Source organism: Loigolactobacillus zhaoyuanensis, assembly GCF_003946385.1.
GTDB lineage: Bacteria > Bacillota > Bacilli > Lactobacillales > Lactobacillaceae > Loigolactobacillus > Loigolactobacillus zhaoyuanensis.
The window spans coordinates 16988-42545 of sequence record NZ_RHOE01000021.1 but is presented as its reverse complement, the minus strand read 5'-3'; the positions used below and the strand labels follow the sequence as shown (position 1 = coordinate 42545).

General features: G+C 44.4%; 25 protein-coding genes and 1 other annotated feature. Of the genes, 10 read left to right on the top strand and 15 right to left on the bottom strand.

Annotated features, from left to right (window positions below; genetic code table 11):
* Window positions 1-165 precede the first annotated feature (165 nt).
* Window positions 166-1491, bottom strand: a complete 1326-nt coding sequence (locus EKM76_RS06165) for a dihydrolipoyl dehydrogenase family protein (RefSeq protein ID WP_125549816.1) — start codon at window positions 1489-1491, stop codon at window positions 166-168.
* A 169-nt stretch (window positions 1492-1660) separates the two neighbouring features.
* Window positions 1661-2095, bottom strand: coding sequence for a hypothetical protein (locus EKM76_RS06160; protein WP_125549815.1), 435 nt, complete (start codon window positions 2093-2095; stop codon window positions 1661-1663).
* Between the two features lie 204 nt (window positions 2096-2299).
* On the opposite strand from EKM76_RS06160, the gene EKM76_RS06155 reads away from it, so the two are divergent.
* Complete coding sequence (locus EKM76_RS06155; protein ID WP_125549814.1) at window positions 2300-3160, top strand: NADP-dependent oxidoreductase; 861 nt, start codon at window positions 2300-2302, stop codon at window positions 3158-3160.
* A gap of 435 nt (window positions 3161-3595) precedes the next feature.
* On the top strand, window positions 3596-4501 hold the full coding sequence (locus tag EKM76_RS06150; protein WP_125549813.1) for an isoaspartyl peptidase/L-asparaginase: 906 nt from the start codon (window positions 3596-3598) through the stop codon (window positions 4499-4501).
* A gap of 79 nt (window positions 4502-4580) precedes the next feature.
* Here EKM76_RS06150 and hisC read toward each other — a convergent pair whose 3' ends face one another.
* From hisC to lepB, 12 genes are all read right to left on the bottom strand, one after another.
* Window positions 4581-5657 (bottom strand): histidinol-phosphate transaminase, encoded by a 1077-nt coding sequence (hisC, locus tag EKM76_RS06145; protein WP_125549812.1) that lies wholly within the window; start codon window positions 5655-5657, stop codon window positions 4581-4583.
* A 17-nt stretch (window positions 5658-5674) separates the two neighbouring features.
* A complete protein-coding gene (hisE, locus tag EKM76_RS06140; RefSeq protein WP_125549811.1) occupies window positions 5675-5995 on the bottom strand; it encodes a phosphoribosyl-ATP diphosphatase in 321 nt (106 codons plus the stop codon).
* Between the two features lie 39 nt (window positions 5996-6034).
* Window positions 6035-6370, bottom strand: coding sequence for a phosphoribosyl-AMP cyclohydrolase (gene hisI / locus EKM76_RS06135; RefSeq protein WP_125549810.1), 336 nt, complete (start codon window positions 6368-6370; stop codon window positions 6035-6037).
* Window positions 6367-7125, bottom strand: coding sequence for an imidazole glycerol phosphate synthase subunit HisF (gene hisF, locus EKM76_RS06130; protein ID WP_125549809.1), 759 nt, complete (start codon window positions 7123-7125; stop codon window positions 6367-6369). The genes hisI and hisF overlap by 4 nt, the downstream gene beginning before the upstream one ends.
* A 116-nt stretch (window positions 7126-7241) precedes the next feature.
* Window positions 7242-7964 (bottom strand): 1-(5-phosphoribosyl)-5-[(5-phosphoribosylamino)methylideneamino]imidazole-4-carboxamide isomerase, encoded by a 723-nt coding sequence (gene hisA, locus EKM76_RS06125; protein ID WP_125549808.1) that lies wholly within the window; start codon window positions 7962-7964, stop codon window positions 7242-7244.
* Window positions 7961-8572, bottom strand: a complete 612-nt coding sequence (gene hisH, locus EKM76_RS06120; protein ID WP_125549807.1) for an imidazole glycerol phosphate synthase subunit HisH — start codon at window positions 8570-8572, stop codon at window positions 7961-7963. Before hisH ends, hisA begins: the two co-directional genes overlap by 4 nt.
* Entirely contained in the window at window positions 8572-9156 is a 585-nt protein-coding gene (hisB, locus tag EKM76_RS06115) for an imidazoleglycerol-phosphate dehydratase HisB (RefSeq protein ID WP_125549806.1), read from the bottom strand. Before hisB ends, hisH begins: the two co-directional genes overlap by 1 nt.
* A gap of 3 nt (window positions 9157-9159) precedes the next feature.
* On the bottom strand, window positions 9160-10443 hold the full coding sequence (hisD, locus tag EKM76_RS06110; protein ID WP_125549805.1) for a histidinol dehydrogenase: 1284 nt from the start codon (window positions 10441-10443) through the stop codon (window positions 9160-9162).
* A 3-nt stretch (window positions 10444-10446) separates the two neighbouring features.
* Window positions 10447-11079, bottom strand: coding sequence for an ATP phosphoribosyltransferase (hisG, locus tag EKM76_RS06105; RefSeq protein ID WP_125549804.1), 633 nt, complete (start codon window positions 11077-11079; stop codon window positions 10447-10449).
* Entirely contained in the window at window positions 11076-12218 is a 1143-nt protein-coding gene (locus EKM76_RS06100; RefSeq protein WP_125549803.1) for an ATP phosphoribosyltransferase regulatory subunit, read from the bottom strand. The genes hisG and EKM76_RS06100 overlap by 4 nt, the downstream gene beginning before the upstream one ends.
* 136 nt (window positions 12219-12354) lie before the next feature.
* Window positions 12355-12645, bottom strand: a binding site (T-box leader).
* Between the two features lie 54 nt (window positions 12646-12699).
* Window positions 12700-13533 carry a histidinol-phosphatase HisJ gene (gene hisJ / locus EKM76_RS06095; RefSeq protein ID WP_125549802.1) on the bottom strand — a complete coding sequence of 278 codons (834 nt, stop codon included), beginning with the start codon at window positions 13531-13533 and terminating at the stop codon, window positions 12700-12702.
* Window positions 13534-13635: 102 nt separating this feature from the next.
* Window positions 13636-14193 carry a signal peptidase I gene (gene lepB, locus EKM76_RS06090; RefSeq protein WP_125549801.1) on the bottom strand — a complete coding sequence of 186 codons (558 nt, stop codon included), beginning with the start codon at window positions 14191-14193 and terminating at the stop codon, window positions 13636-13638.
* A gap of 328 nt (window positions 14194-14521) precedes the next feature.
* Here lepB and EKM76_RS06085 point away from each other — a divergent pair, with 328 nt between their 5' ends.
* Both EKM76_RS06085 and EKM76_RS06080 read left to right on the top strand, forming a co-directional pair.
* Window positions 14522-15295 carry an acetoin reductase gene (locus tag EKM76_RS06085; protein ID WP_125549800.1) on the top strand — a complete coding sequence of 258 codons (774 nt, stop codon included), beginning with the start codon at window positions 14522-14524 and terminating at the stop codon, window positions 15293-15295.
* Between the two features lie 1233 nt (window positions 15296-16528).
* Window positions 16529-19168 (top strand): cation-translocating P-type ATPase, encoded by a 2640-nt coding sequence (locus EKM76_RS06080; RefSeq protein WP_125549799.1) that lies wholly within the window; start codon window positions 16529-16531, stop codon window positions 19166-19168.
* A gap of 92 nt (window positions 19169-19260) precedes the next feature.
* Here the strand turns inward: EKM76_RS06080 and EKM76_RS06075 are convergent, their stop codons facing one another.
* Entirely contained in the window at window positions 19261-20154 is an 894-nt protein-coding gene (locus EKM76_RS06075) for a LysR family transcriptional regulator (protein ID WP_125549798.1), read from the bottom strand.
* 156 nt (window positions 20155-20310) lie between these two features.
* Between EKM76_RS06075 and EKM76_RS06070 the strand changes: the two genes are divergently transcribed.
* The 6 genes from EKM76_RS06070 to EKM76_RS06045 all read left to right on the top strand — a co-directional run bounded on the left by EKM76_RS06070 (window position 20311) and on the right by EKM76_RS06045 (window position 25538).
* Window positions 20311-21507: an aminotransferase-like domain-containing protein gene (locus tag EKM76_RS06070; protein ID WP_125549797.1), complete on the top strand. Its 1197-nt coding sequence runs from the start codon at window positions 20311-20313 to the stop codon at window positions 21505-21507.
* A gap of 77 nt (window positions 21508-21584) precedes the next feature.
* Window positions 21585-22391 (top strand): Cof-type HAD-IIB family hydrolase, encoded by an 807-nt coding sequence (locus tag EKM76_RS06065; protein WP_125549796.1) that lies wholly within the window; start codon window positions 21585-21587, stop codon window positions 22389-22391.
* Between the two features lie 160 nt (window positions 22392-22551).
* Entirely contained in the window at window positions 22552-23781 is a 1230-nt protein-coding gene (locus EKM76_RS06060) for an MFS transporter (protein WP_125549795.1), read from the top strand.
* A gap of 188 nt (window positions 23782-23969) precedes the next feature.
* Complete coding sequence (locus EKM76_RS06055) at window positions 23970-24296, top strand: AbrB/MazE/SpoVT family DNA-binding domain-containing protein (protein ID WP_125549794.1); 327 nt, start codon at window positions 23970-23972, stop codon at window positions 24294-24296.
* On the top strand, window positions 24286-24591 hold the full coding sequence (locus EKM76_RS06050) for a type II toxin-antitoxin system RelE/ParE family toxin (RefSeq protein WP_125549793.1): 306 nt from the start codon (window positions 24286-24288) through the stop codon (window positions 24589-24591). Before EKM76_RS06055 ends, EKM76_RS06050 begins: the two co-directional genes overlap by 11 nt.
* Window positions 24592-24725: 134 nt before the next feature.
* Entirely contained in the window at window positions 24726-25538 is an 813-nt protein-coding gene (locus EKM76_RS06045) for a Cof-type HAD-IIB family hydrolase (protein ID WP_125549792.1), read from the top strand.
* Window positions 25539-25558: the final 20 nt, after the last annotated feature.

Sequence of the window (25558 nt, the reverse complement as noted above, 5' to 3'; positions counted from 1 at the left end):
GTTGAGGAAGGAATCGAATATTTCAATCACCACAATCGCTCAGCACAAAGAAACGGCCTCACCCCAGATGAATACTGGAGTGAAGCCGCTTAGAAACAGATTCAACTTTATATTATTTCATTTGTCAACTTGACAGGGCCTAGTGCATAAAACGGCTCTTTTTGATCAAACTTTACGAAAGTAGCTGTGCTGTGTGCTAGGGAAAGTATAAATGAAGCGTTGCACCTGATCATGCGTTAAGCGCAATTCAATGATCTCTAACAAGCCATTGATCGTGTCGACAGCTTCATTACTGAACTCTACCGCGCCTACCAGAATATGATCTTGATCAAATACCAACGTCAGACTGCCTGTCGTTTCATTTTGAACTTGGTGGAACCAGTCCGCTGCGTACTCGAAAGTCTCAACAGTATATTGATCTGGTGACTGTGCCGCAATCGTTGGGCTGATGCCAACCTGCGAAATTCGTGGCGAAGTAAAGACGGTCGTCGCAATGCTAGGATAATCAATTGGCGCTGTAGTCTGGCCGGTAAATAATTGGGCCAGATACTGTGATTCAAAAGCGGCAACTGGTGTGATCTTAGGTTGCGTTTTATCGACCACATCACCCGTCGCGTAAATGCCTGGGACATTGGTCTGTAAATGATCATCGACTTCGATACCGTTTTGATTAGTTGCGATCGCTAAATTTTCCAAACCACTGTCAGTTAAATGCGGTTCACGACCAGTAGCGTCAACGATATAATCACTTTCAAGCGCAAATTGATTAGCACCACGCAATAATAAACCAGCATCTGTTTCAGTAACTGATTCAACTTGCTGATCGTAGAAAAATTTAACGCCACGTTCACGCAGATCAACTACTAAGCGGTCGACGTATGGTTGATAGAACTCATGCAACGGCTGATGACCACGTAACACCACGTTTACTTTAGCGCCAGCTGCATTGGCGATCGACGCAAACTCCATTCCTACATAGCCAGCGCCAATAATTGTTATTTGCTGCGGCATTTGGGTCAAGGCCATAAAGTCAGTACTGTCATGTAAATAAGCTTGTCCAGGAATATCTAATTGATGCGGCAATTGGCCCAGCACCAAAACAATTTTCTCTGCTGTGTATTCCGTATCGCCAACCGTTACTGTATTAGCGGCTGTTAATATGGCATGGCCCTTAATAACTTGAACACCAGCTTTAACCAACTTTTGTTCATTGCTAGCAGCTAAACGGCCGATCACTTCATGCTTGTGTGCCATTAAATCTGGCCAATTGATCGCCGGCACACTGTCAAAACCACGCCCTTGTAGCTGTTCAATATTGCGCACCAGCTCAACTGGTTTGTCCAAAGTAATTTTAGCGTTACAACCACGATTAGAACAGACGCCACCAAATAAACCAGCTTCCACCACGGCAACTTTTAATCCTGCTTGGCTCATGGGAATAGCACCATTCCAGGCGCCCTGACCACTACCAATAAAAAGAACATCAAACATCATATAAAAACCTCCCTTTCAACGAAAAAACGTTCTCCTTTAAGTTAGCACGGTCGCTAATTTGACGCAAAGAATCCGCTTACGGTCGCTCTACATTTAACGATCAGTTTAGTGTGAATAATGCGAATAAAGCAGCTACACAAAACCGCAATGATTTTGCATAGCTGCCTTAAACTGCGTCTGAAAGTTGATACTCTTCCGTTAACAATTGCTTAACCTGGGTCAAGCTTTGTGTCCGTTGTGCATGACCACTACCTTGTTTAAGGTGACAGACAGCGTAATCAGTCACGTTAAATGCATCGATCATATCGCAAATTGCCGCGGCATAATCGCGATAAATACAAATTAAATGTTGATGCTGTTGCTGATAGATCCCTGGTGCCTCTAATTCTTGGAAACGGTCAACTAAGCCGCCAAAATTGATCAAACTACGTTTAAAGTTAGCTTTTAATTCGACTAATTCAGCTGGTGTCGCTTCATGTGTGTCCATAATATTTAGGTAGCGACCTTCATAATCACGAAAGCCCTGGTCAAACATTTTTAATTTGGTGATCATAAAGGTGACACATTGTAAGTAGCGTTTTTGAATATTAGATTCATTCATAATGAAACCTCCGTCTTATCGATTTGATAAGAACAAAGTATCATTGATCATAAATACTGGCAATAAAAACGCATAATTGCTAAAATATAATTTAAAATTATCTTAATGTAAATGCGACTATTTTTTATTTTGCTAATATCTTGGACATCTTCAATTAGTTGTATAATAGTACATAATTAATAACGAATAGAGGCTAGCTACGTCATGCAGGCAATGGTAATCAATCAATTTGGTAGCGCAAAAGAATTAACTCTAACGAAACAGCCGCAACCACAGATCACGGCGACCCAAGTCTTAGTGAAAGTCCATGCCTTTTCGATTGGCCAACTAGATCTAAGCTTACGTTCAGGACAGCTCGTTGAACAAGTTGCACCAACTTTTCCATTAACACTAGGCTGGGATCTAGCCGGCACAATTGTAGCCGTCGGCAGTACCGTTACTGATTTTCTGGTTGGTGATGCTGTACTAGCGCGTTTACCATTGGCTACACCAGGTGCCGCTGCTGAGTACGTTGCTGTAGCGGTCGAAAATTTAGCGTACAAACCAGCTAACGTTTCTTTTCGCCAAGCCGCCGCGCTACCAACTGCCGGTTTGACTGCCTGGCAAACTATTGTGACTCATTTAGCTGTTGAAAAAAATCAGCAGGTTCTGATTGCTGATTTTACGACCTGTGCTGGCCAGCTAGCCGCACAATTAGCTGCTAGCATTGGCGCGGATGTCACTGCGATCGCGCCTGAAGCAGCCACTGAGCCGAATTTTAATCTAGTTACCGTTGCAGAGGCCACGCAACACCAATATAATGCGGTGCTCGATTTAACCGCTGATCCAGCTGGTATCGACTCCCTAGCGCCAGCTGGACATTACTTGGCCACCCAATCAGCTTTTACGTTGCAACCAAATGGCACTGAATTACAACACTTAGTTGATCTGCTCAGTCACGACAAGCTACAACTAGCACTAGGCCGCTGCTTGCCATTCTCCGAATTAAGTTTGATCACCGCACATCGTTTATTGGAAACTGGCCATACACAAGGTAAATTGGTCATCGAAATCATTGCTGACTAATACCGATCACAGCGTTAGCCGCCCCCTTGATGCATCGTTTCCAAAAAATGTTACCAAATTGTAAACTAAAATAGTGGCTAAATCACTGCTATTTTATGCCATAATCAGTACAATAGAGGTAGTGTTAGTAAAGGAGGCTGAGCATCGCTACAAGCACAGCTTTACCAATCTATAATTATCGAGGGCAGCAACTACAATTGCACGCCAATGTTCGGTATACGTTGATCATCAAGAATGGCTATATATTAGCGCTGCGCGGCGGTGAAAAACAATTACGTTTACCTAATTTAATCGTTGTTTGATTAAAAAAAACGCTACTGCAGTAAAGTGATCCGTACTTTTATGGTCATTTAATGAGAATTATTTATATAATATTGCAAAATCAGCTACACAATCATGTAGCACAAACTAGTTGTTATTTAAGGGGGAATCCATATGACTTGGGGAATTATTTCAACTTGGCAAATGAGCCTAGCCGGTGTGACTAAGGCGGCAGAACAGTTGCGTGCCGGCCGGCCGAGCGGCGACGCTATCCAAACAGCACTTGAGGATGTCGAAAGTAATCCAGCTTTTAATACAGTCGGTTATGGCGGCTTACCTAATGCTGAAGGAACGGTTGAGCTGGATGCTGCCTTTATGAACGGTGATACGTTAAGTATCGGCGCAGTGACGGCGCTCCACGATATTGCTCACCCGATCGCGGTGGCCCGTAATCTATCACATGAACAACTGAATAACTTTTTAGCCGGTAGCGGCGCTGACGCCTATGCCCAACGCCATGGTTTCACTAGTAAGAATATGCTGACCCCTGAAATGCAAGCGTTCTGGGGCAAACAAGTCCGTAAAAACGCCACCCGCCATGATGTTTTGAATACCCATGATACAGTAGCCGCAATTAGTCTTGATCATCGTGGCCGCTTGCATACTGGTACTTCAACCACTGGTATTTTCATGAAAGCTAAAGGCCGCATTGGTGACGCCCCGCTACCTGGCGCTGGTTTTTATTGCGATAATCAAGTTGCTGGCGTCGTAACCACTGGCCTTGGTGAAGATTTGATGAAAGGCATGCTGCCATTTAAAATCAACGAATTGATTCGTAATGGTGCCACACCACAAGAAGCCTGTGATCAAGCCGTGTATCCATTTGTTGATTCACTCTATCATCGCAGTGGTCATATCGGTGCGGTATCCGTGGTCGCCTTGGATAAACATGGCAACTGGGGTGTAGCCACCAATACTGAATTTACGTTTGTTATTGCCACTGATGAATTGCAGCCAACGGTCTTTACTGCTGAACGTGGCGCACATAACACCACCGTGATCGACGAAGCACGAATTTAAGTCACCCCTATAAAGAAGGAACAACGATTAAACGTTGTTCCTTCTTTATTAGCTTGTTTTTAGTTGTTTTAGCTTTTAATTATTGCTGATAAAAAGCTAAAATCAGTTGCTGCAACTTATCGTTTTGTTCATTGGTGCCAAAGGTGATCCGCAACCAATCTGGCCTTAGTCCTGTACGGACAATAAAACCGTGATGTAGTAAGTAAGCGGCTAATTCTAGCGCGTTAGGTGCTTGAAAAAAAGTGAAATTAGCCTGTGATTGGTAAAAAGTGAACTGCTGTTGCTGCAAAAAACTTTCCCATTGTTGCCGTGCTTTTTGCACCCGCACCACTGTCGTCTGCAAAAAAACCTGATCAGCCAAAGCGGTTTGCGCTGCTAGTTGCGCGATCGCACTTAAATTGTAGGGTAAGCGGACGGCCTGTAAGCTCGGTGCTAACTTAGGTGGCATCACTGCGTAACCTACGCGGAAGTTGGCTAGCCCATACGCTTTAGAAAAAGTCCGTAGCACCATCAAATTATCATACTCGCTGAGCAGCGGTACTGCCGTATAAGCAGCTACATCATCCACAAAATCAATATACGCTTCGTCGATCAACACTAATACGGTGCGCGGCACTTGGGCCATGAACTGAGCAATTGCCGTGCGCGTGACCGCGGTCCCAGTCGGATTATTCGGATTACACAACCAAATTAATTTTGTTTTTGCTGTGATTGCCGCGGCTAAAGCCGTTAAATCGGCCACACCATCCGTTTGCACCGCGACATCGCGGATATTGGTATTTTCAATTTGTGCGTGTAATTTATACTCGGAAAAGGTTGGTCCCAACTCTAAAACCTCGTCACCATTTTCTAGAAAAGTCCGTGAAATCAATTCGATCACTTCATCCAAGCCATTACCAAATAGCAAACGTTCTGGCGCAACATTAAGGTAAGCCGCAACGGCTTGGCGTAAAGCACTGGCATCCCCATCCGGGTAATAGCGGCTATTGCTAAAATCCCAGCTTTGCAAAGCTTGCTTGACTTTCGGTGAGGTACCAAACGGATTCTCGTTGGCGGAAAGCCGCACAACTGAAGCTAGTCCTAAACGTTTTTCCAATTCTGGTAACGGCGTTTCTGGCGTATATGGCTGTAGTCGGCTGACTGTTTTTTTCAGCATGGCAGCATTCTCCTTCCCTATAATTTATCGATCTCGCGACGTTCCTTAGTCTTACTCATTAAGCCCTCACGCTTGGCTAATTCTGTTTTAACATCGTCAACGCTGATTCCACGTTCGGCCATTAAAACAAGGACATGATAAACTAAATCACTGACTTCATACGTGAATTCTTGATCACTAGGATTTTTAGCTGCTACGATCACTTCAGTAGATTCTTCACCGATTTTTTTCAGGATTTTATCTAAGCCTTTAGTAAATAAATAGTCGGTGTATGACCCAGCTTCTGGATTACTTTTACGTTGTAAGATCAGTTGATAAAGCTCTTCGACAGTTTGCATATTTTAGCCTTCTTAAGTTAATTTTGAAATAATTCAGTATCATGCTTCGATTTCATTACCATTAATATCGCGATAAAAGCAGCTGTAATGGCCGGTGTGACAGGCAGGACCAGCTGGTGTGACGCTGATCAATAACGTATCGGCGTCACAATCAACACGGATGGACACTACTTTTTGGGTGTTGCCACTAGTAGCGCCTTTATGCCACAGTTCTTGCCGACTGCGGGACCAGAACCAGGTTTCACCGCTGGCCAACGTTTTCTGCCAGCTAGTTTCGTTCATGTAAGCTACCATCAAAACTTGACCATTACTGGCATCAGTGATCACGGTGGTCAACAACTGCTGTGGTAATTTACTAAAATCAGGTTGGATCATCGAACGGTCACCCCTTGTTGGCGCAGACTTTGTTTGACTTGCGGAATCGTTAACTCACCATAATGAAAAACCGAAGCTGCTAAAGCTGCGTCAACATCCGTTTCAGCAAAGACTTCGTTGAAATCAGCTAGCTTGCCGCAACCGCCAGAAGCGATGATCGGCACATTGACCGCCGCAGTCAGCGCGTGGTACAGTGCTAAATCGTAACCAGATTTAGTCCCGTCGCGATCCATGCTGGTAACTAATAATTCGCCGGCACCGAGCGCGACAACTTTTTTCGCCCAGCTAATGGCTTCTAAATCGGTGACTTTACGGCCGCCATTAACGTAAACTCGATATTCTTGGGTAGCCGTATCCCAGCGAACATCGATAGCAACGACGATGCATTGACTGCCAAACTTCTCTGCGCCAGCCTTGATCAATCCTGGCTGACTCACTGCCGCTGAATTCAAGGAAATTTTATCAGCTCCGGCCTTTAACAAAGCTTGCATATCGGCCACGTTTTTGATGCCCCCGCCAACTGTCAACGGCATAAAGACTTGTGCCGCAACTTTTTCGATCGTATCGACCATCGCGCCACGAGCTTCGTTAGTCGCGGTAATATCGAGAAAAACTAGCTCATCGGCACCTTGTTGTTCGTAGGCTGCCGCAATTTCGGCCGGATCACCCACATCAGTTAAATCAACAAAGTTAATGCCCTTTTTAACGCGACCATGATCGACATCGAGACATGGAACGATTCGTTTTGCTAACATTTTGTCAACTCCTTCAGCGTGCAAAAAAAGGTTCAGCTCACGGTAGCTACTCTAGCTAAATCTAGTTAGGTGAGTGCGTTTTTTGCACATTTTCATAATTAATTTACATGTCCGATTCAGCTACGACTAAGCTCAGCTAATTCAGTCAAAGTCACACTGCCGGCGTATAACGCTTTACCAATGATGGCATGCTCGATCCCCGCCGCCGCCAATGCTTTTAGATCATCAACGTCGCGCACACCGCCAGAAGCAACAAAAGTCGCCGCTGGAAATTGAGCCGCCAAGTCAATCAGTTGCTGTTGATTCGGTCCTTGCAAGGTGCCATCACGCTCAATATCAGTGACGATAAAGGTTTGGACGCCGACTTTTTGCATTGCCGCAACTAAGTCAGTCATCGTTACTTGACTCTGAGCCAACCAGCCGTCCGTGGCTACTTTACCGTTTTTACCATCAATGCCGACCACGATTTTAGCAGCACCAAATTTTTGGATGGCTTGGATGACTAATTCAGGATCAGTTAAGGCAGCTGAACCGATGATCACTCGGGCAACGCCAAGCGCTAAATAGGTTTCGATTTGTGCTAATGTCCGAATGCCACCGCCAATTTCGACCTGCAGCGATGTTTGTTCAACGATTGCTGTAATTATTGCTTGATTTGCTGGCTGACCGTCTTTGGCGCCATCCAGATCGACTAAATGCAAATTACTGAGACCAGCGGCGGCGATCTGTTGTGCTTGTGCCAGCGGTGAATCATTGACCACCGTTTCTTGGTCAAATTGCCCCTGATATAGCCGGACGCTGCGGCCGTTCTTTAAATCAATTGCTGGGTATAAATTCACGCTAACACCAACTCCTTATTGAAGCGAGCCAAGCCTGCAAGGCCCACTTGACCGCTTTTTTCGGGATGAAATTGCATCCCCATTACGTTATCTTGCTGAATAATGCTGGGGATCTTCACGCCGTAATCAGTTTGGGCGATGATATTTTTAGCAGCTGTCTGAACATAGAAGGAATGAACAAAATAAGTTGCCTCGCCAGCAAATACATCAGCGACTGGGTTGGATTGCAATACTTGATTGGTGTTCCAACCCATGTGTGGCACTTTTAACCCATTATCCGTTGGAATCGGCACTACTTCGCCAGGCAATAAATCGAGCCCGCGGGTAACGCCAAATTCGTAGCCGGTTTCAACTAATAATTGCATGCCTAAACAAATGCCAAGCATTGGTTTACCACTTTGGGCGGCAGTTTGTAGCACGTTAACTAACCCACGTTCTGCCAGTGCTGCCATGGCTTTCTGAAATGCGCCGACCCCAGGTAAAATCAAGCCATCAGCGGCTAAAATAGTTGCTGAATCACTGGATAATTGATTAGCAATACCAAGATAGTCCAGCGCTTTTTTTAAATTACGCGTGTTGCCCGTATCATAATCGACGACAACTATCATCAGATCACCCCTTTGGTCGACGGAATGCCTTTGACTTCTGGATTGATCGCCACGGCACCACGCATCGCCCGCCCCAGCGCCTTAAACAAGGCCTCAATTTTATGGTGGGTATTACGACCGTACAAAACAGTGGCGTGGCAATTTAGTTCAGCGTTAAACGCGAAGGCTTGGAAGAAGTCTTCAGTGACTTCGGTGTCATAAGTGCCAAGCCGCGGATTAGGCAGTTCTGCATCAAATACGAGATAAGCACGACCAGATAAGTCGATCACCACTCGGGCCAACGTTTCATCCATTGGGACAAAGGCAGTACCAAAGCGTTCGATACCTGCTTTATCACCGAGTGCTTGCTTAAAACATTCGCCGAGTACGATACCGATATCTTCTGTTGTATGGTGCGGATCAACCTTTAAATCACCGGTCGCCTGAACAATTAAACCGAAACGGCCGTGTTTAGCGAAGGCATTCAACATGTGATCGAGAAAACCGATGCCACTGTCAATATTGATCGTACTGGCATCGTCCAAATTCAGGTCAACGGTGATCTGCGTTTCTTGGGTATTACGAGTAATTTTAGCCTGACGCATAATTTATACCTCCTCAGGAAAGCGTGCTTCGATTGCACGGGCGTGAGCTTCCAAGCCTTCTGTTCGCGCTAAAGTTGTGATGGCATCAGCTTCTGGCTGCAATGCCGCATTACTATACTGAATGAATTGTGTCCGTTTAACAAAATCGTAGACCCCTAATGGCGAGAAGAAACGTGCGGTGCCGCTGGTAGGTAAAATATGATTGGGACCCGCAACATAATCGCCAAGTGGCTCGGAGGCTGTACTACCTAAGAAAACAGAGCCTGCGTTTTCGATTTGTGCCAAATATTGCATCGGTTCAGCCACTTGAACTTCCAAATGCTCTGGCGCGATCGTGTTCATGAGGGTAAACGCATCAGCTAAATCGGCAACGATAGCAATAAAGCCTTGATCAGTTAGCGATGCGCGAGCAATTTCTTGTCGCGGTAGTGTGGCTAATTGCGTTTCAAGTTCTACATTAACTGCTTGCGCTAAGTCTAAGCTGGTAGTCACCAGCATGGGACGTGCTAATTTATCATGTTCTGCTTGTGATAATAAATCAGCGGCAACTTGCGCTGGCTGGGCGTTGTCATCAGCGATGATGCCAATTTCCGATGGACCAGCGATCATGTCGATGCTCACTTTGCCGAACACTTGCTTCTTGGCAGTGGCAACAAAAATGTTGCCGGGGCCCATGATTTTATCGACTTGCGGAATTGATTCAGTTCCATAAGCTAAGGCCGCAACTGCTTGCGCACCGCCAACTTGGTAGATCGCATCGATACCCACTAATTTAGCGGCCGTTAATACCGCTGGGTTAATGCCATCCTTTTGCGGTGGCGTCACCATGACGATTTTTTTGACGCCCGCTAATTTTGCTGGGATCGCGCTCATTAAAATCGTTGAGGGATAAGCAGCCGTACCACCGGGAACGTACAAGCCTACCGCCGCCAGCGGAGTCACTTTTTGACCGCGAATCACGCCAGGACGTTCACTATCGATGAAGCCGTAACTAATTTCTTTTTTATGAAATGAAGTAATGTTACGTTGCGCTAATTTCAGGGCCGTCATTAATTCTGGTCCACAATTATTGTAGGCCGCATCGATCTCAGCTTGCGGCACTTGTAAATCAGTTAAGGTCACGCCGTCAAATTTCTGACTGTATTGGCGTAAGGCTGCGTCACCATTTTGTTGCACGTCGGCTAAAATTGCTGCGACACTCGCTTCAACTTCAGGATGCGTTGCTTGCTGAGTCCGCCGATCAACTTGTTTTTTTAATTCAGCCAATGATTGTTGTAAAATTTCCATGCGCTAGACCTCCGTTTTGATTGCTTGCTGTAAATTTGTAATTAATTGTTGAATCGCGCTTTGATGCTGCTTTAGTGATAATCGATTGACCACTAAGCGAGTGGAGACCGACTGTAAGGTGGCGAAAATCTGTAAATTATTTTCACGTAGGGTCGTGCCAGTTTCGACAATATCGACAATGGCGTCAGCTAAGCCAACTAACGGCGCTAATTCCACCGAGCCTTCAATTTTAATAATTTCAACATCTTCACCAATGCTGCGAAAATAACGTTGCGTAATACTCGGATATTTAGTGGCAATAATTTTACGTTTCACTTGATGCGGGTCAAAGTCCGGCGTCGAAGCCAATACGAAGTGGCATTTACCGGTTTGTAGATCAAGCATTTCATACTGTTCGTTATGTTGCTCAGCCAAAATATCACTACCGACGATACCAATATCCATCGTGCCCCGGTTGAGATAGGTCAGCACATCTGGCCCCTTCGCCAGAATAAAATGATAATCTGGTAAATCATTAAAGATCAGCCGCCGCTGTTTATTACGGATCGCCGAGCAGTCAATACCGCTGGCTTCCAGTAACGGCAATACTTGTTTTTCGGTACGCCCCTTGGTCAAGGCAATTTTTAACGTGCTCATGGCTGCACCTCCGTGACATCGATCAATTTACTATTAGTGCGGCGAGCAATCTGCTCAGCTTCACGTTTGGTTGCCGCTAAACACAAGCTGCTATTAGGCGTTTGTTGCAAAACTTGTTGCGCCACACCCCAGCTGGCAGTGTCAAAATAAATTAAAGTCGTTGGCGTCGTCGTGGTGGTGGCTGTGTATTGCGCGAGTTGATCCACTTCAAAAGCTAGCCCCACTGCCGGCTGCAATGTATTTTGAAAACTAGATAGTAGCTGATCATAGCGCCCACCGCTGAATAAAAATTCAGCAGTCGAATCACTATACCCGTGAAAAATCATCCCCGTATAATAATCTTGTGGCGACTCGATCGACAAATCCAATTCAATCGTCCGTTGCGGAAATTGTTGTTTTAAAAAAGCTTTAGTAGCCGATAATTCCTGAAAAATCGATTGCAACTCCGGTACTTCTGGCAATAATTTTAGTTGATCTAGAACTTTGGCAAAATCACCGAATAACCATGGCCAGATCTGCAAGAATGGATAAAATGGATCTGCGACTAATGGTGCAATGACCGCCTGATACTCACTAAGATTTTTACTGAATAACGCTTGTTGTAAGGTGGCTTGCTGCAGTGTGTTCAGCGGTAATGCTTGAAGGACCGCCTTAACAAAACGTGCGTGGCCCAACTCAACGTGCAGATCACTAACTGCTAATTGCTGGCAAAGTTCGATGGCAGCCGTTAGGCATTCCCATTCCGCTTTTAATGAACGATAACCAATGATCTCGATGCCTGCTTGGGTTTGCTGATTATAACTACCAGACAACCGTTTTTTCACTCGGAAAACTTCACCACTGTAGTACCACTTCACTGGCGTTTTGATGCCGGTAGTACTCATCACCCGCGCCACCGGCAAAGTTAAATCTGGCCGTAGCACTAAGGTTTCGCCATGTTCATCTAATAATTGATAGGGTTGATAAGTTTGCTGTTCCATCGAGCTGAAAACAGCTTTGTATTCTAGTAGCGGTGTGGTTAATTTTTGAAAGCCACGCCGCCGGAAGTACGTTTGGATCTGTCCGGTAATTTTCTCTTTAGCCTGTGCTACGGCACCAAATTCATCCCGCGTGCCTACTGGTAAATTACGATTGAACAATGTCAGCGCCCCTTTCGTTTATGTGCATTTCTATTATTGATCAGTGAAAACGTGTTTGAAAAAGCAGGTCATGGCGGCTCATCCGAGCATTTCTTCAAAACCGTCGTAAACAAAAAGTCCCCGCAAGCCTATAGCTTACGAGGACGAATAATCGTGGTGCCACCTCAAGTTTATCTGAACTTCGCAGTCCAGACCTCAAGTTGCAAATTAAGTGTCAGATTTTAAAATGTACGCCAAAAATAACTTTTGTAGCACATTCAATCAATTAACTTGTAACAGTTTTTAACGCAGACCCTGCGTTGGTGCTTACTGAATTTCAGTACCAAAGTTCATAGATGTGTGTTCACAAGAAACGCTATGCCCTCACAGCCGTCCAGGCACTCGCTTAAAACGTTATCTCGCTACTTTTTCTAATCAAAACTTCATTTTATTTTTAATGTTATTCTCATAATAGCAGGTGTTTCTAAAAAGTCAAGGCGACTTAAATAAATTTTTCTACTTGATGATAGGCATGACTAACTTCTACAATACTATGTGCATCAGAACCATAGACTAGTGGAACACCGGCTATTTCAGCCTGAGAAATCAAGTCAGAATAAGGATAAGTCTCATTACAATAGGGTTTGTACAAGCCGGCCGTATTTAGATCCAACGCAAAATGGCGTTGTTTTAGCACACTAAATAATTGCGTCACCAATGCTAAATTGGTCGCATTAAATTTAATCGGTAAATTAAAATAGTCTTGGAACTTTTTAATCAAAGTCATGTGACCTAAGCGCATTGGTGCAGCAGGGCCTAAATCAGTTTGCGCCGCAGCTAAAAGCGCCTGTAAATATTGACCGTAAAGTGCCTGTGCGTCCCCATTTTGATTATCCAATAGGCCCGTTTTAAAATCAGCCAGCGTATCATCAACACACCAAAACTTCGCCGCGGCCCCCTGCATAAAGTGCACCGATAAAACATTATCTTGAGTTTGGGGACCATATTCCGCCCAAAAATCTTTAGTCCACGCCAGCTGTGACGGTAGAAAATCTAATTCAAAGCCAATATTAATTTTAAGTTGATCCCGATATTTAGTCTGCATTTGCCGGCATTTTTTAAAATACGCAGGCAAATCATTTAACGCCATTGCTGCCTCGGTTAAGCCAGTTGGATCCCCGGCGTAATCCTGCTGAAAATCTGGCGGTAACGGCGCGTGCTCAGTGATACTATATTCGGTGAAGCCAAACTTGATCGCCTTGCGAATCATTAATTCAACGTCGTCACCGCTACCGTGTGGACAAAATTCCGTGTGACTGTGGCCATCTTTTTTCATACTACTCACCACTTTCGAGTTATTGCCTTTAATCTAGCACGCACTCTGGTTGAAAACAACTGTATCAAAAAACGCCGACAATGATTGCCGACGCACTTGAGACTAATATACAGACATTTTATTCAGTGGCCAATAACGCCAAACGACCTTACCTTCAATCTTGCCCTTTGGTACAAAGCCGATCAAGCGACTATCTTTAGAAATCGGCCGGTTATCACCCATGACGAAATAATCACCTTTAGGTACCTTGGCAGTATAATTAGTGGCTTTCAACGTTTTCAACGAGAAATTCTGCGTGAACAAACCATTATTGTCATCCGCCCATTGTGTCTTATAGCTATTGAGATAAGGTTCCTTGTACTGTTTACCATTAACATACATCACATCATCCTTCGATGTAACGGTATCGCCAGGTAATCCAACGACTCGCTTAATGTAAAGTGAACCATCTGGAGCATGCAGAATCACCACATCCCCACGTTTCAGTGTTGGGTGACGCCAAACTAACACACGATCTTTATCCATAAAAGTCGGTTCCATCGAAGGACCATCTACATTGTGTGGCGTGATCAGGAACGTCCGTAGCAACAAGGCTACGCCGACCACGATCACTACATCGATCACGACCCATAGCCATGATTTGACAGTTTCATTTTTCATTTATCAGTTACTCCTGTTCATTATTAGTGTATCGTTTCATTACCAAAACGTTTATTTTTATTTAAAAAAATCTATAATCATACATTTCACAGTGCTATTAACCTAACCTTAACTCAATGAGTTTTAACGATCCTTTTTAGTATAAGCTGTCGGCATGGCTTTGACAAGCGCTAGCATATGCTTATTCATCAATATCGTATTGGATCAGTGATATACTGAAACCAGTTATTTATAACGGATACACATGACTGTCAGAACTGACTGTCCCATAAATATTAAACTTATTCGTACTTTTCGTTAATTAAATCACGCTATAAGGAGGATTAAAATGACTCAAAAAATTGCCGTTATCACAGGTGCTGGCCAAGGAATTGGTCGCGCGATCGCTAAAATATTGGCCGCTGACGGATTCTTTGTCGCCGCTTCAGATATTATTATGGCTGCCGCTGAACGAACCGTTAAAGAAATTCACCAGCAACACCATCATGCAGCGGCTTATCAAACCAATGTGATCTACCAGCATGATCTGGAGCACTTAGTCACGCAAGTTGTCGCTGAACATGGCCACATTGACGTTATGGTCAACGATGCCGGCATCGTCAAAGTCGGTCCAGTGGAACAAGTCACTGATCGCGACGTCGATGAATTGATGGCCGTTAACGTTAAGGGTGTTTTATTCGGCATCCAAGCCGCAGCCAAGTTCATGAAAAAACAAGAATCTGGCGGCAAAATTATTAACGCTGCTGGTTTAGGCGCCATAGAAGGGATGCCACTGCTCAGTGCTTATTCAGCTAGTAAATTTGCGGTGCGCGGTTTGACTCAGGCAGCGGCGAAAGAATTGGCACCTTATCACATTACAGTTAATGCCTATTCGCCAGGCGTTGTGAACAGCCCATTATGGGATATTATCAACGCCCAGACCGAAAAACTTGATCAAGCAGTCCAACAAACGACCTTGAAACAATTTAAAGACCGCATTGCGTTAAATCGCATTGAAGAACCCGCCGATGCCGCTAATTTGGTTGCTTTTCTAGCCAGTGAACGAGCCAATTACATCACCGGTCAAACCATTGTGGTTGACGGCGGCCTGCATATGAATTAATAATATCCGTTTAAACGCTAATATGCGGAAGATTCCAAGGACCTATGACAGTGGTTCTTGCTTAGAGTTAGTTAGCTTCCGTTCCGGCGCCAGTGGACGGAACGAGTGGGCGCGTTGGCGAGCTAATTTTTCCTGAATAAATACAAAGGCGGACGGAAAAATGGATCTCGCCAGCCACGCATAGTTCTAAATGGCACAGACCACCATTAAGAACTATCGACACATCTGCGACTTGAACTTGGCGGTTTCCGCCATAGTTCAATCGACAACGGGAAGCACGTTCTGTTTGGCGAATAAGTGCTAAATTCAATACTTGCTAAGCGGTGTTGATAAGAACGAGTGACAGTGGTCCACTGGCGCCTCCATTCCAGCAGGCAATGGTTGAGCGTTCAAGTGTTGATTATTTAAACAGCAAAGTTGGTCGTAATTAGAACGTAAAACACCGGCAAAACAGTTGAGAGGCTGCTTTGCCGGTGTTTTGATTTCATCTAATCTGCTTTAAAACTGCGAGTCTCTAGCAACTGTCGCTCGTTCTTAACAACTAAATTAACAAGTATCAGAAACTAGCACATATTCACTAAACAGAACCTGCTTCCGTTGTCGATTGAACTATGGCAAAGACAGCCAAGTTCAAGTCGCACTGTCACTCGTTCTTAACAACACTATCTACAAGTATCTCAATTAGTACTTATTCGCTAAACAGAGCCTGCTTCCCGTTGTCGATTGGACTATTGTCGAAGTGCGGCAAGTCCAAGTCGCACTGTCACTCGTTCTTAACAACACTATCTACAAGTATCTCAATTAGTACTTATTCGCTAAACAGAGCCTGCTTCCCGTTGTCGATTGGACTATTGCCGAAGTGCGGCAAGTCCAAGTCGCACGCGTTCCATACGCCAGCGCCGGAATGGAACCAAACTAAATCTGCCTACGAGTTATATAGAGAACGGCCATATTTTAGAAAGAATCTGTAAAAATTATGCCGTAATCTCTTTTATTACCGAATATTATAATTCAAACGTATGATATCAGACGCTGTCGCCCGTTCTTAACACCACTTTTTAGCAAGTGTCAGAATCACACTCTCCTTTTTTATACACTGTTATCGGGTTAGTAGCATTTGTTTCTGGCGACTTGCTAGTACATCTTTTGACGGCTAATTTGATCGCTTGTTACAATAAAAATATAAGTTTAATTATTTTTCTTGGTTCATTTAATATAAGGAGGCGACTCGCCATGACGCATGCCACTCGTAGCGGCAGTGACATCTGCCGCGAATATCAAGTTGACCCCCAGCAAGGCCTAAGCGAATCTCAGGTACAGCAACAACGAACTACTGCTGGCGCCAACGAACTCGCAGCAGTGCCACCACCACCGCTTTGGCGTAAAATCATCCGCCAACTAACCGATATCACCTCGATTATTTTGCTTATCGCTACCGGGATCGCCGCCTACTTAGCCCTCACCACCGATAGTTCTTGGCTGAAAGTGATCGTGATTGGCGCCATTATCATTTTAAATGTGTCGATCACTTTATTTCAAGAGCATCACGCTGAAAAAGCTTTGGCGGCCTTACAAGATATGCATGTCCCCACAGTTACCGCGCTACGTGCTGGCAATAAAACAACCTTGCCTGCCCCTGAATTAGTGCCAGGCGATATTGTTTTATTGACCGCCGGCAACAGCATCCCCGCTGATGGTCGTCTGATCACGGCACAAAACTTAACGATCGACGAGGCAATTTTGACCGGTGAAAGTGAAGCCATCAGTAAACAGACTGAGCCTTTAGCAGCAGAACCAGATAGTGTTGGTGATAGTCTAAATCTGGTCTTTTCCGGTACCGCCGTGACCCAAGGTAATGGTAGCTTCGTTGTCACTGCCACTGGTATGGACACTGAACTAGGGAAAATTGCCAGCTTGTTGAATAAAACTAAAAAACAAAAAACCTTGTTACAGCAACGACTATCTCAGCTGGCATTACGGCTGACTACGGTTGCCGTGATCGCTGGTATTCTCATTTTTATTCTCAATTTTTTCCTTTATCAAGGTAATTTAGCTGATAGTCTTTTGATCGGCGTATCGCTGGCGGTAGCCGCCGTTCCAGAAACATTGCCGGTGATCGTCACGTTAAGCCTGACCCACGGTGTCCGGCAAATGGCCAAACGGCGGGCAATTATTCGCCGTATGACCGCTGTTGAAACGATCGGTAACGTTAACGTGATCGCCAGCGACAAAACTGGCACTTTGACCCAAAATAAAATGACCATCACCCGCTTTTGGCAGCCAGAACAGCCTGTCCAAAAAATCGATGAACTGAATGAACCTTCAGCGGCACAACGTCAAGCTTTTACTTATATGGGGCTGGCCACTAACGCGGAAGTCACGGCTGATGGTGACGCCCACGGTGATGCTACCGAATTAGCCATCGTCCATTTGCTGGAGAAATATGATTTCACGCGTGCTGAATTTGAACAAGATTACCCGCGCTTGGCAGAAAACCCCTTTGACTCGACTAAGAAAACCATGGCCACCTTACATGAAACGCCAGATGGTCACTATGTTGTTATTGTTAAAGGCGCTGTGGATCGCCTGCAGCTAGCACAACCACCAGCAAAAATGACCGCGATCCATGATGAGTTTGCGGCCGCGGCACTGCGTATTTTAGGAATCGCCTATCGTGAGTTCACCACTAAACCTGACCTTAATTGGGAAGAAATTGAGCAAGAACTCCAGTTAGTTGGCTTGATCGGCTTGATCGATCCGCCGCGGCCAGAAGTTCCAGCGGCCATTGCCAAGGCTCACGCCGCAGGAATCAAACCAGTCATGATCACAGGTGATCATTTAGCCACTGCCAAAGCAATTGCTGAAGATATTGGTATTCTGCAGCCCGGCGATCAGGCAATCAGTGGCGCTGATCTACGGCAATTAAGTGATCAGGAATTAAAAACGCATATTGCGGATTATAGTGTTTTCGCTCGCGTTTCACCAGAGGATAAATTGCGCATCATCACGGCCTGGCAAGTTAATGACGCCACCATTGCAATGACAGGCGATGGTGTCAATGATGCCCCCGCGCTAAAAGCAGCCGATGTTGGGATCGCCATGGGTATCACTGGCACAGACGTTTCCAAAAACGCCGCTGACATGATTTTAACCGATGACAATTTTGCCACCATTCTCGATGCCGTGGAAGAAGGACGAACCGTTTATCACAATATTTTAAAAGCCATCGAGTTTTTAGTCGGTGTCAATTTTGCCCAGATATTCTTGATGCTGTTCAGCGTTAGCATGGGTTGGGGCGCGATTCTCATCGCCGAACAACTTCTATTGATCAACGTTCTAGCCGATGGTCTGCCTGGTTTTTATATTGGTTATGAACCCGGTGACCGCGACAATATGCAAAATGCGCCCGTTAGTAAAAATCGCTCTTTATTCGCCGATGGCTTAGGTTGGCGGCTAGCGTTACGCGCACTGGTTTTCAGCGTATTAGTTGGTGGTGTCTACTACCTAGGCCGTTTCGTCTTGGTGGATGGCTCGCAGCTACAAGGGATGACCATGGCCTTTCTTGTCTTGGCCCTAGGTTCGGTGATCGACGTTTACGCAATCAAAACGCATCAAATGATCCAGTGGCGTACGTTGAAACATAATCGACCGCTAAACGTCAGCGTCGCAATTGCGATCAGCTTAGTTTTAGCTGCAGCGCTAGTTCCATTTCTGCAGACCGCATTTGGTCTAACTTACTTGACACCCGCTGCCTGGTGGATCACGATACCGGCTATTTTCGGCTCAGTGATCTGCCTCGAAGTCCTCAAATATTTCCGTTTAAAACGTAAACAGAAAGTCGAACAACCAATCGGTGAATACGATCTAGATTAGAATGTGCCGCCAAAAAAGCCTGTAAAAGTCAGTTTACGCTGCTGCTTTTACAGGCTTTTTCGTGTAGTCAAAATCACGAACGGCGTCGCTTTTTAAGCCAATAAATTTTCCGGATAGCGTTGATCAATGTAGTCCTTAATAGCTTGCAGCATTTTCTTAGTTGAGGGCGCCACCGCTTGAACTTTATTGGCCACCAAAGCAACCGTGCGATGAAAATCTTGATCAAACGGATAAATATTCACATCGCCGGATAATTTCTGTAAAGCTAGCTCAGGTAAAATACCCATACCCAGACCACTTTCCACCATCGCCAGAATCGATTGATCATCAATACTGTAGCGCAACGAATTCGGCCGTACATTATAACGATCCAACGCGCGCTTAGTATCGCGATCATAATCAGTTTGCTGCAAAATAAAATCTTGATCAGCAACATCGGCGGCGGTGATATAACTTTTATGCGCGGGCACAAAATCCTGTGGCGTAATACAAAAAATCGGATCAGCGATCAGCGGCGTCACCACCATCGGATCAGCAATTGGTAACGCCGAAAAGCCAATATCGATCGTGCCGATTTTGGCCTGATTAACAATATCATTAAAATTACTTTGCACAATACTAATGGCAATATCTGGATATTGCTGCTTAAATTTCTGAATAATTGGTGGTAACCAGCTGATACAAACACTACTAAAAGCGCCAATTCTAATCGAACCCGCGTTTAAGCCATTAATGTTGGCCGCTTCCTGACGCAACCGTTCTTCCGTATTTAAAATTTCCTGGATGATCGGCAAAACACGCTGACCATCACTTGTTAATTCCACGCCGGTTCGATTACGAATAAACAAAGGAAAGCCCAACTCAGTTTCTAATTGATTAATTGAATGGCTGACTGCGCTTGGCGTAACGTTTAATGCAACTGCAGCTTGATAGAAAGTTTTCCGCTCAGCCACAGCGTGAAAAATTTCATAGGAAAAAGTCGACATAATTGTTCCCTCCTAAAAAAAGTGCTCGGTGATCCGAGATACCGTCAAATTATCTGCGGTGAATTTTTTTCATCCAATTATGAAAAAGTTGAATTTTACTTATTACACGGTTCATTTTATCATAGTAATCAGCAACTAGTAAATGGAGGGATCATCATGGTAAAATTTGCAAATCGGATTCAACCCTGCGACAACGGACTTAATGATATTTTTTCTTACGCCAACGACCCAGCGCTGATTTCATTTGCCGCCGGCTACCCTAATAACCAGTTGTTCCCGCAAACTGAATTGCAAGGCGCATTTAACAGCAGTTTAACTGACAATATCAATTTACAATATAGTGGCGCTGCTGGGCTACTCAGTTTACGCACTAAAATTGCCCAACATATCTCCAGTCAACAACGGACTTTTACTGCAGCGGAAATTTTACTCACTCAAGGTGCGCAACAAGGACTGGACCTCACCGCTAAATTATTGCTGAATCCAGGTGACGGCGTGGTCGTTGAAGCACCAACTTATCTTGGTGCGTTGTCGGCGTTTGATGCTTACGAACCAACTTACTACGAAGTGCCGCTGCATGACGATGGGCTGGATTTAAATGCGCTACAAAAAATCTTGCTCACACACAGTGTTAAATTCATTTACACGATCCCTGATTTCCAAAATCCCACTGGCAGTACATTATCACTGGCTAAACGTCAGGCTTTGTTACGCTTAGCCGCCCGTTACGACGTGATTATTTTGGAGGATAGCCCTTACCGCGATCTGCGCTTCAGCGGCCAGTCATTGCCTTCATTGGCTAGCCTTGATACGCAAAATCTCGTCATCAGCTTAGGTAGCTTTTCTAAGATCCTGGCACCTGGATTGCGTTTAGGTTGGCTGGTTGCAACGCCACAGCTATTAGCGCCGCTGACCGAGCTTAAACTAGGCAACGACGTCCAATCTTCTACTTTGATCATGAACGCGGTTGATCAATATTTAGACCACCACGACCTCAGCGCCCACATTACAAAAATGAACCACGCTTACGCCGCTAAAATGACCACCATGTGTGCCGCATTGAAGCGCTATTTACCAACGGCGGTTACCTTTACTCAACCCAGTGGGGGCTTCTTCATATATTTGACCCTACCGGCAAGTGTCGATACGGGTCAGTTACTTAAGCGTGTGGTTTTACCGCAGGCTAAAGTGGCGTACGTTCCCAGTGCCAGCTTGTTCCCAGTTAGCCACCAAGCTAACGGTATCCGCCTCAATTTCACTAATTTAGACAACTCGACGATCGAACTAGGCGTCAAGCGCTTAGGTGAAATTTTGACTCGCGCTTTAACGCAGCCGCACTACGCTAAATTATAGCCGCCATAAAATTCTAATAGCCACCAGCTAACCTTAGGCGGTACAATGGAGTTATTAGAATTTTGGGAGGCAGTATTTTGACAATCAAACTTATCGCCACAGATGTTGATGGTACTTTTTTGGATGATCAACACCAGTACGAAATCGCGCGCTTTAATGAACAATTACAAGAAATGCAGCGCCGCAACATTCATTTTGCGATTGCTAGCGGCAATCATTATAGTCACTTACAAATGATTTTTGGCACAAAATCCCCGATCATGACTTTTATCGCTGAAAATGGCGCCTTAACCATGGATCGTGGCCAAGTGATTGCGGAGAGACGGTTAACACCAACCATCATTCAACAATTATTACGCCAATTAAAGGACGACCCTAATCTACAACCAGACTCGATCCATCTTTCCGGTCAACGAGCTAGTTATATGAATCAAGCTGAAGTCGCGACCCTAACCGATGAGATCAATTATTTTTATAATAACCTGCAGTTGGTGCCGGACATCAGTCAAGTTGATGATCACATTTATAAGTTAAATGCGATTTGGGATCATGCCGCGTTGAAACCAAAAGCTGATTATCTAAACGCTAAATTCCCCGGCATCATTCACGCTACTGCCAGCGGCTTCGGTAGTATTGATATTATTGCTGGCGGCGTTAACAAGGGAGTTGGTTTGCAGCAGTTAGAGGATCACTTACAACTGACTGCCGCCGATGTAGCTGCGTTTGGCGACAACTATAATGATCTAGAGATGCTAAATCACGCCAAATATAGCTATGCGATGCGTAATGCAGTTCCAGAAATTCAACAGCACGCGGCGTTCATCACCCGTTTAGATAACAATCATTACGGTGTGCTGGATACCATCGATCAATTGTTAAAGTAAGTTTATTGAATTTAACGACTAGAATAGATTTAAACGGCAGTGCATCCAACGAAGATTAATTCGTTAATGCACTGCCGTTTGCTTTTTCAGAACAAATTAATTGTGAACAACCAGTGCAAAGCGCTAAAATCGACACAAAGGTTTTATTTAACTGTGGGAGATGATTAATTTGACTGTAATACCACCAGCTTGGCAACGTAATGTCGGTTACTTCCTAGCTGCACAAAATTTCTTTTTATTTGGTTCTTCGTCGGTTTACTTCGCTATTTTATGGTATATCGCCCTGCAAACCTCTTCCGGAACTTGGATGATGCTGGCAACCATGGCCACGACACTGCCACAAATTCTGATTTCACTTTGGGCCGGCGTATGGGCTGATCAATATAGCCGGAAAAAATTGATCATTCTTTCTAGCTCTTTCGTTACTGCATTTACTTTTGGCACGGCGTTACTTTATTTTTTCGAAGTCCGTAGCTTGTGGTTATTGCTGTTAATTGCAGCCATTCGTTCACTGGGTTCTGGGGTGCAAACACCGGCCGGAAATGCCTTATTGCCAGAAGTAACACCACAAATCGAGCTCACCCGCATCAATGGTTTAAATCAATTTATCAGTTCGGCGTTACTGTTAATTTCACCAATTCTAAGTGGTCTTATTTTAGGTAAACTGGGAATCATATTTATTTTTGTGGTCGATCTATTCACGGCGATCACCGGTATTATTTTAATGCTGCTAGTTCACGTTAGCCCCACCACGCAAAAAGCAGACAGGCACAGCGCCGTTTTACCAGGTATTTGGACTGGCCTTAAATACACTTTCTCGCATCAATATCTACGTAACTTTATGTTGTTCACCATGGGCGCCTTCATCCTGATTGCACCATCTTCGCAGCTATCAACACTGTTTGTGAAGCGTACTTTTGGCTCCGGCGTCTGGCGGCTAACGCTAAATGAACTGCTTTGGACAATGGGGGCGCTACTAGGTAGCTTGTACATCACCACTCATAAAAAGCTACCGAATAAGATTCGTTTGATCACGGTTGGCTTCATTGGCTCAGGGATCAGTTTTGCCGTCATGGGCCTTCCAGAACCTTTTTGGGTCTATCTGTTATTCATGTTTACTTCCGGCATTTGCATGCCAATTATTCAAGTCTCCGCGAATATCCTGATTCAAGAAAATGTGCCCACTAATAAAATGGGCCGCGTGTTTTCAATTTTACAAATTCTCTCAACTGGGATCTATCCGATCGCCATGTTATTCTACGGCCCCTTATCCGATCAGGTTGCCATTAAATATATTTTAATTGCCACAGGCTTATTACTAATCCTATTCGGTGTGCTCTTTAACCAACGACTATCAGCGCTGGCGGATAAACGGAACGAACTACACTGATCGTAATGATGATCAATGTCTATTTGACTATTATTTTATTTTCTAGCTGATCGCCTATTAATATTTCGCTGATTGAAAAATTAGCTAAACTTTAGTTTGTTGCCAGCATATATCGTTAAGTAATTACATTGTACAAACTAAAAAAATCGGCTATAATGTAATTACACAATAATTACAGGAGGCTGATTATGCTAACTAAAACTAGAAAACAAGGCAATTCACTCACATTAACAGTGCCTAAGGAATTCCAAATACCTGAGGGCAAACAGATGGAACCTGAGTTGACTGATAAAGGAATCTTTTATCGTTTTACTGACACAGACGAAACAGACTTCTTTGACTTCAGTAATGATATTCTGCAGGATCTGATCAATGCTGACTATAGCGGTAATGAACTATTAACAGAATTTAAAAAGCGTAAGACGGCTATTAATCTGGCTCTCAAATCAACAATGGTGCAAACTAATAATCCAACCATGACGCGAGAGGAGTTTGCAAAAGAAATTGGCTTATGAAATTCAGCCTCAACCGCGGGTGATCAAATACCTTAAGAAAATAAAAGATCGTCATTTAAAAGAATTATTTATCGATAAAATCTATACTGATATTGCAGTAAACCCAACAATTGGCGAGGCTACCAGTGGCGATCTTGCTGGTTTCCGTTCGCTGGGCTTTAAATACGCCCGTACGGCTTATCGAATTGCCTATATTATTGATGATGCCACAATTGTGATTATTATTCTTGTAGGTGCACATGAAAACTTTTATCAAGAATTAAAGAAAATTGCGCACATGAAAAATAATGATTAAATCCGCGTAAAATTCATTGGTTGAGCTGTATAAAATAAGTTTAGGCCTAAGTATTAGTTGTCGTTTTCATTGACACCGACTACGCTTTTTACGGTACAATGAAGCTAACTTAATCATTACGGAGGTCAACCATATTGACGATAAAACTAATTGCAACTGATATTGATGGTACTTTTCTTAATGATCAGCATGAATACGCCATTGACCGTTTCAATGAATGGCTGCAGGAAATGCAGCGCCGCGGGATTCACTTTGCCATTGCCAGTGGTAATCATTATGGCCATTTAACTGATATTTTTGCGACTAGATCGCCGATCAAAACATTTATGGCCGAAAACGGCGCATTGATCATGGACCAACAAACAATCGTTGCTGAAACACAATTGCCACAGCAAACTGTTCAACAATTATTGCGCACCTTAAATGACGATCCCGCGCTAAAACCCGATTCGATTCGCCTATCTGGCCAACAAAGTAGCTACATGAATCGAACTGACCCTGACGTAAATGATGCTGAACTACGTTACTACATCAGCAATCTACAAACCGTTGCCGATATCGCGCAAGTCACTGATCATATTTATAAAGTTAATGTGGCGTGGAAACATGAAGACATCAAGCAAAAAGCTGATTACCTTAATGCTAAATTTCCTGGTGCCTTTCATGCCACCGCCAGCGGTTTCGGCAGCCTCGATGTCATCCCTGCCGGCATTAACAAAGGCGTTGGTTTACAACAGTTAGAAGATCACTGGCAGCTATCACCGGCTGAAGTGGCCGCTTTTGGTGATAATTATAATGATCTAGAAATGTTAGGTCGGGCAAAATACGGCTATGCTATGCTAAATGCTGCACCTGCCATTCAGCAACAAGCTGCTTTCGTGACCCGGCTGGACAATAATCATTTTGGCGTGCTAGATACCATTGAACAGCTATTAAAAAGGGATTAAGCTTTTCGGCTTAATCCCTT